Origin of the sequence: Gryllotalpicola protaetiae, from assembly GCF_003627055.1 — a bacterium.
Lineage (GTDB): Bacteria > Actinomycetota > Actinomycetes > Actinomycetales > Microbacteriaceae > Gryllotalpicola > Gryllotalpicola protaetiae.
Genome location: NZ_CP032624.1, coordinates 2,663,067 through 2,677,470 on the forward strand (window position 1 = coordinate 2,663,067; position 14,404 = coordinate 2,677,470).

The 14,404-nt window shown below is 69.8% G+C and carries 14 protein-coding genes; 6 read left to right on the forward strand and 8 right to left on the reverse strand.

Annotation, left to right across the window (positions count from 1 at the left end):
- Positions 1-17 precede the first annotated feature (17 nt).
- On the reverse strand, positions 18-869 hold the full coding sequence (locus tag D7I44_RS12875) for an endonuclease domain-containing protein (RefSeq protein WP_120789858.1): 852 nt from the start codon (positions 867-869) through the stop codon (positions 18-20).
- A 246-nt stretch (positions 870-1,115) separates the two neighbouring features.
- Between D7I44_RS12875 and D7I44_RS12880 the strand changes: the two genes are divergently transcribed.
- Genes D7I44_RS12880 through D7I44_RS12895 form a run of 4 tightly spaced genes read left to right on the forward strand, consistent with a single transcriptional unit; the run spans position 1,116 to position 4,661 of the window.
- Complete coding sequence (locus D7I44_RS12880; protein WP_120789859.1) at positions 1,116-2,324, forward strand: glycosyltransferase 87 family protein; 1,209 nt, start codon at positions 1,116-1,118, stop codon at positions 2,322-2,324.
- Positions 2,321-2,629 carry a thiamine-binding protein gene (locus D7I44_RS12885; RefSeq protein ID WP_120789860.1) on the forward strand — a complete coding sequence of 103 codons (309 nt, stop codon included), beginning with the start codon at positions 2,321-2,323 and terminating at the stop codon, positions 2,627-2,629. Before D7I44_RS12880 ends, D7I44_RS12885 begins: the two co-directional genes overlap by 4 nt.
- Before the next feature lie 47 nt (positions 2,630-2,676).
- Positions 2,677-3,951: an MFS transporter gene (locus D7I44_RS12890; protein WP_120789861.1), complete on the forward strand. Its 1,275-nt coding sequence runs from the start codon at positions 2,677-2,679 to the stop codon at positions 3,949-3,951.
- A gap of 53 nt (positions 3,952-4,004) precedes the next feature.
- Entirely contained in the window at positions 4,005-4,661 is a 657-nt protein-coding gene (locus D7I44_RS12895) for a DUF2510 domain-containing protein (protein WP_120789862.1), read from the forward strand.
- A gap of 12 nt (positions 4,662-4,673) precedes the next feature.
- Here D7I44_RS12895 and D7I44_RS12900 read toward each other — a convergent pair whose 3' ends face one another.
- The 6 genes from D7I44_RS12900 to D7I44_RS12925 form a co-directional block, all read right to left on the reverse strand.
- Complete coding sequence (locus tag D7I44_RS12900; protein ID WP_245980328.1) at positions 4,674-5,276, reverse strand: LuxR C-terminal-related transcriptional regulator; 603 nt, start codon at positions 5,274-5,276, stop codon at positions 4,674-4,676.
- 67 nt (positions 5,277-5,343) lie between these two features.
- Positions 5,344-6,510: a hypothetical protein gene (locus D7I44_RS12905; RefSeq protein ID WP_120789864.1), complete on the reverse strand. Its 1,167-nt coding sequence runs from the start codon at positions 6,508-6,510 to the stop codon at positions 5,344-5,346.
- Positions 6,507-7,673: a sensor histidine kinase gene (locus D7I44_RS12910; RefSeq protein WP_120789865.1), complete on the reverse strand. Its 1,167-nt coding sequence runs from the start codon at positions 7,671-7,673 to the stop codon at positions 6,507-6,509. Before D7I44_RS12910 ends, D7I44_RS12905 begins: the two co-directional genes overlap by 4 nt.
- 16 nt (positions 7,674-7,689) lie before the next feature.
- Positions 7,690-8,895, reverse strand: coding sequence for a homoserine O-acetyltransferase MetX (metX, locus tag D7I44_RS12915; RefSeq protein WP_120789866.1), 1,206 nt, complete (start codon positions 8,893-8,895; stop codon positions 7,690-7,692).
- A gap of 110 nt (positions 8,896-9,005) precedes the next feature.
- On the reverse strand, positions 9,006-10,334 hold the full coding sequence (locus D7I44_RS12920; protein WP_120789867.1) for a bifunctional o-acetylhomoserine/o-acetylserine sulfhydrylase: 1,329 nt from the start codon (positions 10,332-10,334) through the stop codon (positions 9,006-9,008).
- Between the two features lie 84 nt (positions 10,335-10,418).
- Positions 10,419-11,495: an acyltransferase family protein gene (locus D7I44_RS12925; RefSeq protein ID WP_162940269.1), complete on the reverse strand. Its 1,077-nt coding sequence runs from the start codon at positions 11,493-11,495 to the stop codon at positions 10,419-10,421.
- A gap of 47 nt (positions 11,496-11,542) precedes the next feature.
- On the opposite strand from D7I44_RS12925, the gene D7I44_RS12930 reads away from it, so the two are divergent.
- Entirely contained in the window at positions 11,543-12,325 is a 783-nt protein-coding gene (locus D7I44_RS12930; RefSeq protein ID WP_120789869.1) for an SDR family NAD(P)-dependent oxidoreductase, read from the forward strand.
- A gap of 70 nt (positions 12,326-12,395) precedes the next feature.
- Here D7I44_RS12930 and D7I44_RS12935 read toward each other — a convergent pair whose 3' ends face one another.
- On the reverse strand, positions 12,396-13,841 hold the full coding sequence (locus D7I44_RS12935; protein WP_120789870.1) for an MFS transporter: 1,446 nt from the start codon (positions 13,839-13,841) through the stop codon (positions 12,396-12,398).
- A gap of 37 nt (positions 13,842-13,878) precedes the next feature.
- On the opposite strand from D7I44_RS12935, the gene D7I44_RS12940 reads away from it, so the two are divergent.
- The gene (locus tag D7I44_RS12940) at positions 13,879-14,391 is read left to right on the forward strand and encodes a phosphoribosyltransferase (RefSeq protein WP_120789871.1); all 513 of its coding nucleotides are present in this window, start codon (positions 13,879-13,881) and stop codon (positions 14,389-14,391) included.
- Positions 14,392-14,404 lie beyond the last annotated feature (13 nt).

The window sequence follows — 14,404 nt, forward strand, 5'->3', positions numbered from 1 at the left end:
ACGGATCGTGCGTTCCCCTACTGGGCGACGTGGGCGAGTCCCGCCACGCTGGCCAGGATCTCGGCCAGAACGCCTTCCCAGCCGAACACGACCTCGGCGTAGCCGTAGCGGAGCACCGTGTAGCCCATCAGCCGAAGCCGCCGATCCTGTCGGCGGTCGCGCGCGAGCTGCACCGGGTCCTCGAGGTGCTGCTTCCCGTCCAGCTGGATGATGAGCCGGTCGCCGATCAGAAGGTCGACGGGGTGTCCGTCGATGACGACCTGGCGTCGACACTCGACGCCGGCCCAGCCGAGGCGCACGCGCGCCAGGGTCTCGAGCCCGGAATCCGCGTCGCCCGTGACAAGCGCCACGGTCTCGGCGAACCGGCCGCGATGAACGGATGCCAGGCGCTGCAGCTCTTCGACGGTGATCATGGCCAGCTTCACCGCCGAGTCGAAGCTGGCGGCGGCGACGTCGAGGGGCTGGCATCGGGCGATGTGCGCAAGCGCGTTCCGGCCGGATTCGACGGCCAGACGGTAGTGGTCGGGCTCGATGGGTTCGGGCGTCCAATGCGTGACGGGTTCCGGCACCTGGCCATCGGCCCGGAACCGGCCATTGTGCGAGCGCGGGATGATGTGGAACTCATCGGTGTCGAGCACCCAGACGCCCATGGCGCGCGCCGCGGTCACACAGGCGGCGCGCCCGCCCATGGTGACCGCCCGCTTGAACGCGGGGTTCGCGGTCGGCCGCCCGAGGATGTCGCGCGTGAACGCGACGAGAGCGCCTTCGGCGAGGAGGGCGCGGATTCCATGCGATGTGAACCCGGCGTGGCGCAGCTGGGCGCGCGAGATGAATCCCTGGTTCACGCCGAGAAGTGTGTCGAGCCTCATGAGGGGAGTTTCGCGAGTTCGCGAGGTCGGGCTCGCCGCCCAGGGGCGGTTCTGGGGACAGCAGCCGTGGTCAAGCCCTTGTGTGCGGGAAGATCCTCACCGGGCGGCCTCATGGGCTGCGCACGATTCGTCACGGAACGCGCGATTCGTCACCCCGCGAGGCGAGATCGAGGTGACGAATCGTGCGTGAGGTGACGAACCCCCGGGCCGGCGAGGCCGGCGCCGCCGCCCCGCTAGGGTGGGGCCATGCGCGCCCTGCTCAGACGTCGTTCTGTGCTGTGGCCCGCGTTCATCGCCGTGCACCTCGTGATCGCGGCGGCGTGCCTCTGGCCGGGCGTCACCGGGGACTCGTTCAACGATGTGACCGGCTTCTACCGGGTGTGGGCCGAGAACGCGGTGCACGGGAACGGGTGGCCCGCGATCGATCAGCCGTGGGTGTACCCGATCGTCGCGCTCGTGCCGATGCTGATCCCGCTGATCGGGGGGCCCGCCGGTTACGGGGCGATCTGGCTGCTGCAGGTGAGCCTGCTGAACGCCGCGGCGTTCGGGGTGCTGATCTCGCGCAACACGGTGCCGCGCACGCGTGCCGCCTGGTACTGGCTCGCCGCACTGCTCGCCCTCGGCCCGGTCGCGCTCGGCCGCCTCGACGTCGTGTCGGTCGCGCTCGCCGTGCTCGGCGTCGTCGCGCTCGCGACGCGGCCGTGGCTCGCGGGCGTGCTTCTTGCGCTCGGCGCCTGGGTGAAGTTCTGGCCGGCCGCGATCGTGCTCGCCGCGGTCGTCGCCGCGAAGGGCCGCTGGCGGGTGCTCATCGCCGCCGTCGCGACCACGGCGGCGGTCGTCGCGATCGCGTGGTTCGCACTCGGCGCGCGCTACCTGTTCAGCTTCGTCGGGCAGCAGTCGGGGCGCGGCCTGCAGGTCGAGTCGCCGTTCGCGACGCCGCTGCTCTGGGCGGCGTGGGCGAAGATCCCCGGCATCCGCGTCTACTACGACACCGGCATCTACACGTTCCAGGTCTCGGGCCCGGGCTCGTCGACGCTCGCGCACATCGCCGACTGGGGGATGCCGGTGGCGGTCGCCGCCGCGGTGCTGATCGGCCTCGTCGCGGTGCTGCAGAAGGCCGAGCCGCGATACGGGACCGCGCTGCTCGCCCTCGCCCTCACGGTCGGCTTCTGCGCGTTCGACAAGGTCGGATCGCCGCAGTATCACGCCTGGTTCGCCGTGCCGGTGATGCTCGGCCTGATGGTCGCGGGGCGGCGGTTCGCGCTGCCGGCTGCGCTGGTGCTGGCATCCACCGTGCTCACCCAGCTCATCTACCCCTGGTTCTACAACGCGATGCTCGCGCTCAACCCGCTCATGCTCGTTGTGCTCACGGCGCGCAACGCGCTCGAGCTCGTCGTCTTCGCCTGGGCGCTCGTCGCGCTCTGGCGCGCCCCGTCAACGAAAGGAAGATCATGATCGTCGCCTTCTCCGTCGCCCCGTCGGGCGGCGCCTCGGCCAACGACGACGGCTCGGTGCACGACGCCGTCGCCGCCGCGGTGCGCGTCGTGCGCGAGTCGGGCCTGCCGAACCGCACGAGCTCGATGTTCACCGAGCTCGAGGGGGAGTGGGACGAGGTGATGGCCGTTGTGAAGGCCGCCACCGAGGCCGTGCTGCCGTTCGGAAACCGGGTCTCGCTCGTGCTGAAGGCCGACATCCGCCCGGGCTACTCGGGCGAGCTCGCCGGCAAGATCGAGCGCCTCGAGGCCGCGCTCGACGCCTGACCCGGCACGGGGTCGAATCGATTCGAGATTCGCGTAGAATCGACGCCATGCCCCGCACCGCCGCCGGGTCGGCGGTGCTCTCGCCGGCTCGAATCCGCTTCGCCCTGATCGCGCTCGCCCTCGGCGGCTTCGCGATCGGCTCGACCGAGTTCGTCGCCATGGGCCTCTTGCCCGACATCGCGCACGCGATGCTGCCGCAGCTCTGGGCGGCGAACCATGAGGATGCCAACGCGCGCGCCGGCTGGATGGTGAGCGCCTACGCCCTCGGCGTCGTCGTCGGCGCCCCGACGATCGCCGCGAGCGCGGCGAAGCTTCCTCGCAAGAAGCTGCTGCTGTGGCTGCTCGTCGCCTTCACGGTGGCGACCGTCGCCGCGGCGCTGTCGCCGAACTTCGGCTCGCTGCTCGTCTTCCGCTTCCTGTGCGGACTGCCGCACGGCGCCTACTTCGGCATCGCCTCGCTCGTCGCAGGCGACCTGATGGGCGAGGGCAAGCGCGTGCGCGCCGTCGCGTTCGTCATGACCGGCCTCACGGTCGCGAACATCGTCGGCGTGCCCGCGATCACCTGGGTCGGCGAGACCTACGGCTGGCGGGTCGCCTACCTGTTCGTCGCCGGCCTGTTCGCGCTCACCTTCGTCGCGATCGCCGCGGCGGTGCCGTGGCAGCCGGGCAACCCCGAGCAGACGTTCCGGCGCGAGCTGAGTGCGTTCCGGCATCCGCAGCTCTGGTTCGCACTCGGCATGGGCGCGATCGGGTTCGGGGGGTTCTTCGCGCTGTACACCTACATCGCCCCGCTCGTCACCGACGTCGCGCACCTGCCGCAGCAGCCGTGGGTGCCGCTCGTGCTCGTCGTCTGCGGCCTCGGCATGTTCGTCGGCAACCTCGCCGGCGGTCGCGCGGGCGACTACTCGGTCAAGCTCACGATCTTCGCGTCGTTCGGCGCCGTGATGGTCTCGCTGGCGTTCACCGGCCTGTTCGCCCGCATCCCCGTGCTGCTCATCATCGGGGTGTTCCTGGTCGGCGCGGCCGCGTCGGCCGTCGCGCCCGCGGTGCAGTCGAGGCTGATGGATGTCGCGCACGACGCCCACTCGATCGCCGCCGCCCTCAACCACTCGGCGTTCAACATCGGCAACTCGCTCGGCGCCTACCTCGGCGGCGTCGTGATCTCGTTCGGCTTCGGCTACCGCGCGCCGGTCTGGATCGGCCTCGTGCTGACGCTGCTCGGCCTCGTGATCGCGTCGGCGTCGTTCCTCGTCGAGCGCCGCACCGGCCGGCTGCGCGCCCACACGCGGCCCCTCGAGCTGTCGCTTCCCGCGGTGCGCTGACGGTCGGCGAAGACGGATGCCTGAGGCATCCGTTCACCCGCTAGCCTGCCGGTGTGACCAACGCGACGCCCGGCTGGTACCCGGACCCCTGGAACCCCTCCGCCCAGCGATTCTGGGACGGCGGGCAGTGGACAGACCACGTGGCGACCGCCAACGCCCAGGCCGTGCGGCAGCGGCTGCCGGAGGGGGCGCCGATCTACGGCCCGCTCATCTGGATCCTCGCGCTGCTGCCGCTGGTCGGGGGCCTCGCGGTGTGGTTCGTGCACGTCGAGACGGGCCCGTTCATCGACTACATCAACCAGGTGCAGCAGGCGACGGATGCCGGGCAGACCACACCCGTCGCGCCACCGGACGCGCTGGCGTTCCTCGGCCCGGCCTACTGGCTGAGCACCGTTCTCGGCTGGGCGTCGATCGCCGCGTCGATCGTGCTCGCGTACTTCGACTGGAAGCGGCTCACGCGTATCGGCGTCGTCCGGCCGTTCCACTGGGGCTTCGCGTTCTTCGCGCTCGTCGCCACGATCGGGGTTTACGTGATCGGCCGCAGCGTGATCGTGCGGCGCGTGGCCGCACCGCGCGGGCTCGCGCCGATCTGGGTCTTCATCGCGGCCTCGGTCGGGTCGCTGATCAGCGTCGGCATCTGGCTGGGCAGCTGGCTCGGGCCGTTCCTGCAGCAGCTCACCGACACGGTCAACAACCTGCCGACCACGTAAAGGACGAAGCCGTCAGTCGTTGTGCAAGAGGATGCCGTCGGCGATGGCGCGCTTGCGCAGCGCGACCTTGGTGCCCACGTCGAAACCCGCGAGGCGGTACTTCTCGCGGATGCGCTTCAAGTAGCTCTTCGCCGTCTCGTCGCTGATGCCGAGCTTGTAGGCGACCGACTTGACCGGCTCGCCCGCGCCGTAGAGCGCCATCACACGGCGCTCCTGCGCAGACAGCTTGGGGCTGGAGCCCTCGGACTCGTTGAGCAGCACCTCGAGCTCGGCAGACACGAAGGTCTCGCCGCTGAGGGCCGAGCGCACGGCCTCGGCGATCATCGCGGCGTCCTCGCTCTTGACGACGTAGCCGAGCGCGCCGGCCGCGAGAGCCTCGCGCACCACATTGGGGTCGGAGTACGCGCTCATCAGCACGGTGCGGGCGCCGGCGGTCTTGAGCGCGGACAGCTTCACCGAGACGGGGATGTTGTCTTTGAGGTCGAGGTCGAGCAGCACGACGTCGACGGGGAACGCCGGGCTCGTGAGCAGCTCGGGCCACGTGGCGACGGCGGAGACGACCTCGATGTCGTCGGCGGCGTTGCGGATCCACTCGGTCAGCGCGCCGAGGATCATGCGGTGGTCATCGACGATCGCGATCCGAATGGGTTGGCCAGTCACAGCGCTTCCTTCTCTTGGGATGTCAGCGATCGGCGACAACGTCGAGCGCGCAATCGACATCAATTCTCAGAGTGGGACTCTGGAACGAATCCGAATAACGCCCCACTCGGCTGATAGCTTGCCATGCCGCCGGGTCGATGCGCCGCTTCGGCACACCGATGAGCTCGAGCGTGATCGCGAGCCGCTGGTTCTGGCCTGCGGCCCCGCTCGACCGGCGGACGGTCACCGTCAGCGATTGGGCTACCCGCTCGCCGTCGCCCGCAAACATCCAGATGGACGTGAGCAGGCCGTCGCGCTGGTCGGGGGCGAGGCCGGCTGCGAGGCCTTCCGGGTCGTCGATCGAGGTGATCGACCCGAGCACGGAGGACTCCGTCAGCGCGTGGTACAGCCAGGTCTCGCTCTTGCCCGCCACCAGATTCATGCGCAGCTGGGTGGCGATGGCGGACGCCTCTTCCGCGATCTCGTCGGGGAGCGGAAGCGTCGTCCGGCCGCTCGCCACGTCGTCGAGCAGCTTCTCCGCCTGGGCGTCGAGCCGCACCAGCTGCTCGGAGGCGGTCATGCCGAGGCTCGCGCCCGCGCCGCTGGTGGTGCCCTTGGCCTGCGACAGGTCGGACTGGAACTCGACCATGTTGCGGAAGGACTGCACGATCGCGACGGCGAGGATCGGCGGGATCACGGCGATCGCGATCGACACGATGCCGGGGGCGAGATCGAAGGCGTACGCGGTCTTCGCCGTGAGCACGATGTCGGCGACGAGCAGGATGCCGAGGGCGGCGGCCGCCATCAGGATGCTGCGGCCCTTCTGGGTGGTCGCGAACATCGCGAGGCCGGCGCCGACGCCCATCGCCGCGGTCGGGAACGGGCCCCACACGGACTTGCCGACCTCGCCGAGCACGCCGAAGACGTCGAGCACCAGCACGACGGCGAACAGGATGCGGGCGTAGATGTACCAGCTCGGTGGCAGCTGCACGCGCCGGGCCGTACGGAGCTGTGTGAGCGTCACGACCACGATCAGGATGACCCAGGCGGCGATGTCGAGCGGCAGGACCGCGACGGAGGCGATGTCGGCGATGAAGAACAGGAAGCAGAGCGCGAGGACGACGTTCGCAGCGAGGTTCAGGCCGCTCGAGAGGCGATCGACGCTCGGGACCGACTCGGCGACGGGCGGGGGCGCGGCGACGTGGCTCACTTCGGGACCTCCAGAACGACGGTCGTGCCGCTCCCCGGCGCGGAGAACAGGCGGGCGTCGCCGCCGACGTCACGCAGCCGCGCGACGATCGACTCGCTGAAGCCCAGCCGGCCGGGGGCGATCTGGTCGAGAGAGAAGCCGACGCCGTCGTCCGTCACCATGGCGCGCACGCTCTGGTCGTCGTCTGTGATCGTCACGTGCGCCTCGCCGACGCCCGAGTGCCTGCGCACGTTCTCGAGGCTCTCCGACAGAGCCAGCAGGAACGCGTCGAGGGTGTCGCTCGGCAGCAGCACCTGGCCCTTGCCGTGCCAGGTCACCTCGAGTCCCATGCGGCGGAAGCGCTGCTTGACCGACTCGAGGGTGTTGCCGAGGGTGGATTCCTCGACCGGCCGCAGCTTGTACTCGCCGCTCGCCGCGGGGTTCGGCGTGAATCCCATGCGCAGCTGGCGCAGCAGCGCGGCATCCTCGCCGGCCTGCTCGCGCAGCGACGTCTCGCCGACGCCGACGCCGGAGTGCGCGAGCAGCGTGAGCGTCGCGAGCACGGTGTCGTGCAGCAGCCGTGCGCCCTGCCGGCGGCGCGCCTCGGTCTCGCTCGCGGCCCGCTCTGCGCGGTAGGCGTCGCTCATGTTGGCGATGCGTCGCATCGCCTGCGGCACGATGCGGCCGAGCCAGAGGGCCAGAACCGTGCAGAACACCCAGCCGGCGACGCCGATCGCGATCGTGTGGAACTTGAACTCGGTGTGGCTGTCGGGAATGACGAGCGCCGCGATCGACGCGAACAGCGTCACCACGTAGAGCACCATGCGCGGTCCCGTCGTCCCGAGCATGATGCCCACGCCGGCGACCGAGCCGCCCGCGACGACGCCGATGCCGTACGCGGTCGCCGAGTTGGCGACGCTCGGGTCGGCCGTGCCGACGAGAATCAGTGCCGCGATCGCGAAGGCGTCGATGCCGATGATCCACCAGATGCCGCTCGTGACCCTGAGGTACAGGAACCCGACCAGCGCGACCAGCAGGAGCCCGACGACCGTCACCTCGACCCAGGTCGGCTCGATCGCGTAGGGCAGGACGAAGCAGACGATCGCGGTGAGGGTCGTCAGCGCGCCGTAGACGCGCGCGGCGGCGGCGAGCAGGCGGTCGCGCTCTTTGGAGATCCGATTCATGCGGGGACCCGGGCGATCATTCGACAAGCAGCCGGGTCAGCTGTTCGCCGATGAGCTCGTCTTCGATGAGGAACCCGTCATGACCGTACTCCGAGCGGATGACGACGGCGTGACCGCCGTCGATGTTCCCCGCGATCCCGGCCGCGATGACCCGCTGGCCCTCCACGGGGAAGAGGCGGTCGGTGTCGATGCCGACGACGACGGTGCGGGCGGTGATGCGTTCGAGCGCGGCCGCCACGCCGCCGCGGTCGCGGCCGACGTCGTGCGAGTTCATCGCCTGCACGACGGTGATGTAGCTGTTGGCGTCGAACCGGCGGGTGAAGCGGTTGCCGTGGAAGTCGAGGTACGACTCGACCGCGAAGCGGCCGCCCGCGCCCAGTGGGTTGATGTCGCTCTGCCAGCTGCGCGCGAAGCGGGCGTTCAGCTCGTCGGGGCTGCGGTAGTTGAGCAGCGCCATCCTGCGGGCGAGAGCGAGACCGCGATGCGGCCCCTCGCCGTCGGCCGCGTCGTAGTAGTCGCCGCCGTGGAACAGCGGGTCGGTGCGGATCGCCTCGAGCTGCACGGAGTTGAGCGCCACCTGGTCGGCTGTCGTCACCGGGGGAGCGGCGATCACCGCGAGCCGCTCGACCCGCTCGGGGTAGCCGACCGCCCACTCGAGCGCCTTCATGCCGCCCATCGAGCCGCCGATGACGGCCGCCCACTTCGCGATGCCGAGCCTGTCGGCGAACGCCGCCTGCGCGGCCACCTGGTCGCGGATCGTCGTGAACGGGAAGCGCGCGCCCCACGACTCACCGTCGGGGGCTGCGGATGCGGGGCCCGTCGTGCCCTGGCATCCGCCCAGCATGTTGGGAACGACCACGAACCATCTGTCCGTGTCGATCGCCTTCCCCGGGCCGATGATGCCCTGCCACCAGCCCGAGGTCGGATGCCCGTCGCCGGCCTCGCCGACCGCATGGCTGTCGCCCGTCAGGGCGTGCTCGACGAGCACCGCGTTCGAGGCATCCGCATTCAGCTCGCCCCACGTCTCGTAGGCGATGCGCACGAACGGCAGCGACTGCCCGCTCTCGAAGCCGAACGCGCCGATCCCCATGAACCGGCGGTTCCCGATCGGGTCGCTCTCGCGCCAGGCGCCCGTTGCGGGCGGCTTGCCGAGGAGCGAGCGGATCTGCGCGTCGGTGATGAAACTCGACGGCACCGTGTCTTCGGCGGTCTGCCACTCCATAGGGGGATCCTATTTGCGCGCCGACGTGCTCATCCGCGCGTTACGGTCGCCACCGCGTGTTGGGTGGCGCCGTAGCGCGCGGATGAGTCCGTATCGCGCGGATGCCGGGGTCAGGCGTTGCGCGCGGCGAGGGTGACCGCGCGGGCGGCCGCGAGGCCGATCTCGAGGTCTTCCTTCAGGTCGTCGATGTTCTCGAGACCGACCGAGAGGCGCACGAGGCCCGGGGTGACACCCGTGGTGAGCTGCTGCTCCGGGGTCAGTTGCGAGTGCGTCGTCGACGCCGGGTGGATCACGAGCGAGCGCACGTCGCCGATGTTCGCCAGGTGGCTGAACAGGTTCAAGCTGTCGACGAACGCCTTGCCGGCGTCGACGCCGCCCTTGAGCTCGAACGAGAGCACGGCACCCGCGCCCTTCGGCGTGTACTTGTTGGCGGCGGCGTACCACGGGCTCGTCGGCAGGCCCGCGTAGTTGACGGTCGCCACGTCGGGGTGGCGCTCGAGGAACTCCGCGATCTCCTGCGCGTTCTGCACGTGGCGCTCGACCCGCAGCGACAGCGTCTCGAGGCCCTGGATCAAGAGCCACGCCGACAGTGGCGCGATCGCCGAGCCGAGGTCGCGCAGCAGCTGCACGCGCGCCTTGATGATGAAGGCGAGGCCGTCGCCGACCGCGTCGGTGTAGACCACGCCGTGGTACGACTCGTCGGGGGTCGTAAGCCCCGGGAACTTGTCGGCGTGCTCCGACCACGGGAAGCGCCCGCCGTCGACGATGATGCCGCCGATGGTGGTGCCGTGGCCGCCGAGGAACTTCGTCGCCGAGTGGATGACGATGTCGGCGCCGTGCTCGATCGGGCGCAGCAGGAACGGGGTGCCGATCGTGTTGTCGACGATGAGCGGCACGCCGTTCGCGTGCGCGATGCCCGCGACGGTCTCGATGTCGAGCACGTTGATCTTCGGGTTGCCGATCGTCTCGGCGAAGAACAGCTTCGTGTTCGGGCGCACCGCGCGGCGCCACTCGTCGGGGTCGTCCTGGTCGACGACGAAGGTCGTCTCGATGCCGAGCTTCGCGAGCGTGTACTTGAACAGGTTGTAGGTGCCGCCGTAGATCGAGCTCGACGAGACGATGTGGTCGCCGGCCTGCGCGATGTTCAGCACGGCGAAGGTCTCAGCGGCCTGGCCGCTCGCCACGAGCAGGGCGCCGGTGCCCCCCTCGAGCGCGGCGAGGCGCTCTTCGACGACGTTCTGCGTCGGGTTCTGGATGCGGGTGTAGATGTTGCCGAACTCGGCCAGCGCGAACAGGTTCTTCGCGTGGTCCGAGTCGTTGAACACGTACGAGGTGGTCTGATAGATCGGCGTCGCGCGGGCGTTCGTCGTCGGGTCGGGCGCGGCGCCCGAGTGGATCTGCTTGGTCTCGAACTTCCACGTGGTGGGATCGGCGGTCATCGGTGCTCCTTGCGGGATGAGTCTCGGGTTCGCACCGAGGCTAGAAGTCAGGCATCCGCCCCGCAATCACCGCGACATAACACGTCACGCTGGCGCCCGGCGATGGTGGAACAGCCACCGCGCGCGCGGCTCGACGAGCGGCCGGAACGCGCGTCTGACGAATCTCTGCGACAGCAGCACGGCGACCGCGATCGACAGCAGGACCATGCCGACGAGCACCGGGACGTTCGAGTTGTCCTCGAGCCAGCCCGACTCGCGGATCGGATAGAGGAAGAACGGATGCAGCAGGTAGATGTACATCGTCGCCGAGCCCCACTCGGTGAAGATCGTGTGGCGCCTCGGCACGAGCACGAGCACCGCGAAGGTCATCACGAGCGCGAGGGCGATCACGAGCAGCCGCACGAAGCCCGCCCACCACTGGTCGTAGCCGAAGTTCGAGTACTGCTCGTCGAAGAGAAGGAAGCGCCGCACGAGCAGGTCGCGCCACACGTCGATGCCGAAGTACATGGTGACGCCGGCGGTGACGAGGATGGCGGCCGCGACTCCGCGCACGGGCCACACGACCCGCGGGCGCGCGGCGATCCATCGGCGGGCGTAGTGGCTGCGGCGGCGCAGCTCCCACCCGAGAACGAAGAACGGCAGCAGGGCCGCGACGCGGGCGAGCGACAGCGTGTCGTCCGCGCTGTTCGCGTAGCCCGAGACGAACGAGATCAGCACGCTGATGAGGAACGGGAACTTCAACATTGCGAGATATGGCAGCACCAGGCGCCAGATCGCGAGGGCGATGAGGAACCACAGCGTCCACTTCGCGCTCGTGTAGTCGAGCGTGAACGGATGCTTCGGCTCGACGGCCCACTGAATGACGATCCAGATCGACTGGAAGATCAGATAGGGCAGCACGATGTCGGTCAGCAGCCGCTTGAGCTGCCGCCCGTTCGGTGGCTCGGCCTTCGCGAAATAGCCGCTGACCAGCACCAGGACCGGAACTTGGAAGGTGTAGACGAAGAGGTAGAAGGCGTAGGCGACGTCACTCGCCGAGATCAGCTTGAGGGTGGCGTGCCCCATGATCACGAGCGTCACGGCGATCCAGCGCGCGTTGTCCCAGAAGGGCGTGCGCTTCGTCTTGGCTGTCGGTTGCCGGGTGGTTTCGGTTGCCGTCATCGTCATCAACGGTACGGTGCCCGCTTTGGAGCCTCCACAATTGAGCTATGAGTGAGGTCAAGCGCGTCGTCGTCACCGGCGCCAGTTCCGGCATCGGCGAGGCGACCGCGCGGCTGTTCGCCGCACGCGGCTGGAACGTCGTCGGTGTTGCGCGGCGCGCCGACCGGCTGGCGGCCCTCGCCGCGTCATCGGATTCGATCGACACCTTCGTGGCCGACGTGACGAGCGAGGCCGACGTCGCGGCGCTCGCCGCGTACCTCGCCGAGACCGGCGCCGTCGACGCGCTCGTCAACAACGCCGGAGGGGCGCGCGGCTCTGACCCCGTCCCCTCCCTCTCGATCGACGACCTGCGCTGGATGCTCGACGTGAACGTCGTCGGCGTCGCTCTCGTCACCCAGGCGCTGCTTCCGCTGCTGCGGGCGGCCGCAGGCGCCTCGGGCTCTGCCGACATCGTGACCGTCTCGTCGACGGCCGGGCTTCAGGCGTACGCGGGCGGCGCGGGCTACAACGCCGCGAAGTTCGCGGTGCACGGGCTCATCGGGGCGTTGCGCCTCGACCTCAGGGGCGAGCCGATCAGGGTCATCGAGGTCGCCCCTGGGATGGTGCAGACCGACGAGTTCTCGCTCAACCGTCTCGGCGGCGACGCGGCGAGGGCCGCCGCGATCTACGAGGGCGTCGATCACCCGCTCGTGGCCGACGATGTGGCATCCGTCATCGTCTCCGCCCTCGAGCAGCCCTGGCACGTCAACCAGGACCTCATCGTCCTGCGCCCCGTCGCGCAGGCCGCCCAGTTCGCGGTGCACCGCGGGAAGCTCACCCCGCGGCTCTGACCTGTCGACGCCCGGTCGTCGAAAAGTCATACTTCGACGGTGCGAAGTGGGATTTTGTGACGACCCCGCCTCAGCCCTCCGCCGGGGCGTCCGCGAAAGCAGACTTCGGCACGAAGAACAGCAAGGCCGTCGCCGCGAAGGCGCCGAGGGAGCAGATCAGCCACACCGTGATGTAGCCCGTGAGGCTCGCGGCGGTTGAGGTCACCGTCGTCGATGCGCCCGCGAGCAGCACCACCCCGAACACCGCCGACGCGATCGAGCCGCCGATGGTCTTCGTCGTGTTCGTCATGCCGGTGGCGACGCCGGTCTGGCCCCGCGGCGCGGCCGCGGCCGCCGCCGCAGGCAGCGCCCCCATGAGCGCCCCAGAGCCGAGCCCCGCGATCAGCATGTTCACGAGCACCTGCAGCGTCTGCGCGTGGAACGGCAGGAACAGCAGGTATCCGATGCCGACGAGCAGCGACGCGATGATGAGCGCCCACCGCGGCGTCGCCCAGCGCGAGACGAGCGGGAAGAGGACGGCGCCGATGATCATCGAGATCAGATAGACGCCGATGAGCAGCGAGCGCGCGAAGGCGGGCAGGCCGAGTCCGTACCCGTTCGCAGGGTCGGTCCCCGCGAACGTCGACAGGGGCGCCTGCGCGCCGAGCAGGCTGATGCCGAGCAGGCCGGCTGTCGTGATGACGGGCCACATCGTGGGCCGCGCCATCACGCGCAGGTCGATGGCGGGGTCGGCCTTGCGCAGCTCGATGAGCCCGAACGGCAGGAACGCCAGCACGCCGAGCGCGATGAGCAACCACACCCAGACGCTGCCCGGCCCGTTCAGACGCAGCAGCGTCAGGCCGCCGGTCACGAGCAGCAGCGCGACGGCGAGCACGGCGAAGCCCGTCGAGTCGAGACGGCGCCCGGGCAGCGGCTCCGACTCCGGCACACCGAACAGGATCGCGAAGAACACGAGCGTCACGCACACCGCGGGTACGGCGAGCGTGGCGGGCAGCGAGCCGAGGGACGTGAACAGGATGCCGGACAGCAGCGCCCCCACGATGGCGCCCGTCTCGAGCGCCACCACGAGGAGGCCGGCCGCTCTGCGGGTCTGAGACACCCCGGAATCCGATCGCCTGCCCCGCTCGAAGATGAGCGCCACCTCGAGCGGCAGCCACACGACGTAGAAGCCCTGCAACGCGAACGCGATGAGGTACGTCGTGAAGCTGCCGGCGAACGCGAGCCACCACGTCGCGCCCGCGGTGATCACCGTCGCGACGAGCAGCACGCGCTTGTGCCCGTGCATGTCGCCGAGCTTCGCGAGGATCGGCACCACCAGAGCCGAGACGAGCAGCTGGATCGCGTCGAACCAGTTGTAGTCGGCGTCGTGGATGTCGAGGTGCTTCACGATGTCGCTGATCAGCGGCACGTAGTAGCCCTGCAGGATGCCGCTCGTCAGCTCGACGCAGAACAGCCAGCCGATGAGGGAGGCCGAGACGCCGAGCGACGCTGCCCGGGCCGGCGAGGTCGTGGTCATTCACGGATGCTAACCGCTCGGCAGGTAGCGTGATCGCATGACGACACCTGCGCCCAGCGCCCCAGAAGTGGTCTTCGACGAGCAGGGGCGCGAGGTGCTCGGCTGGCCGGAGTTCGGCTCCGTCGCGCGCGTGCTCGGGAAGGACGTGCTCGACTCGGGCTTCGAGCCCGAGGTCGTCATCGCGATCGCCCGCGGCGGGCTGCTCCTCGCGGGCGCGATCGCCTACGCGATGGACGTCAAGGCCTGCGGCGCGCTCAACGTCGAGTTCTACACCGAGATGGAGAAGACGCTGCCGGAGCCGGTCGTGCTGCCGCCGATGCTCGATGGCGGCTCGCTCGCGGGCAAGCGCGTGCTGCTCGTCGACGACGTCAGCGACTCGGGCCGCACGCTTGACCTGGTGAAGCGGCTCATCGAGGAGATGGGAGCAGAGGTGCGCACCGTGTGCCTGTACGTCAAGCCGCGCACGATTCTGCGCCCCGACTACGTGTGGCGTGAGACGGATGCCTGGATCGCCTTCCCCTGGTCGGCACTGCCGCCCGTGAACGCCTGACGGCTAGCGTGGT

What these genes read in the sequence shown, in the direction of transcription:
- D7I44_RS12920 (WP_120789867.1), bottom strand. Translation starts at nt 10,334, where the DNA reads ATGACCGCCGATCCCACCACGTGGAAGTTCGAGACCAAGCAGATCCAC.
- D7I44_RS12885 (WP_120789860.1), top strand. Translation starts at nt 2,321, where the DNA reads ATGATCGTCGCCTTCTCCGTCGCCCCGTCGGGCGGCGCCTCGGCCAAC.
- metX (WP_120789866.1), bottom strand. Translation starts at nt 8,895, where the DNA reads ATGGAGTGGCAGACCGCCGAAGACACGGTGCCGTCGAGTTTCATCACC.
- D7I44_RS12900 (WP_245980328.1), bottom strand. Translation starts at nt 5,276, where the DNA reads ATGATCCTCGGCGCGCTGACCGAGTGGATCCGCAACGCCGCCGACGAC.
- D7I44_RS12875 (WP_120789858.1), bottom strand. Translation starts at nt 869, where the DNA reads ATGAGGCTCGACACACTTCTCGGCGTGAACCAGGGATTCATCTCGCGC.
- D7I44_RS12940 (WP_120789871.1), top strand. Translation starts at nt 13,879, where the DNA reads ATGACGACACCTGCGCCCAGCGCCCCAGAAGTGGTCTTCGACGAGCAG.
- D7I44_RS12925 (WP_162940269.1), bottom strand. Translation starts at nt 11,495, where the DNA reads ATGACGGCAACCGAAACCACCCGGCAACCGACAGCCAAGACGAAGCGC.
- D7I44_RS12880 (WP_120789859.1), top strand. Translation starts at nt 1,116, where the DNA reads ATGCGCGCCCTGCTCAGACGTCGTTCTGTGCTGTGGCCCGCGTTCATC.
- D7I44_RS12890 (WP_120789861.1), top strand. Translation starts at nt 2,677, where the DNA reads ATGCCCCGCACCGCCGCCGGGTCGGCGGTGCTCTCGCCGGCTCGAATC.
- D7I44_RS12910 (WP_120789865.1), bottom strand. Translation starts at nt 7,673, where the DNA reads ATGAATCGGATCTCCAAAGAGCGCGACCGCCTGCTCGCCGCCGCCGCG.
- D7I44_RS12935 (WP_120789870.1), bottom strand. Translation starts at nt 13,841, where the DNA reads ATGACCACGACCTCGCCGGCCCGGGCAGCGTCGCTCGGCGTCTCGGCC.
- D7I44_RS12930 (WP_120789869.1), top strand. Translation starts at nt 11,543, where the DNA reads ATGAGTGAGGTCAAGCGCGTCGTCGTCACCGGCGCCAGTTCCGGCATC.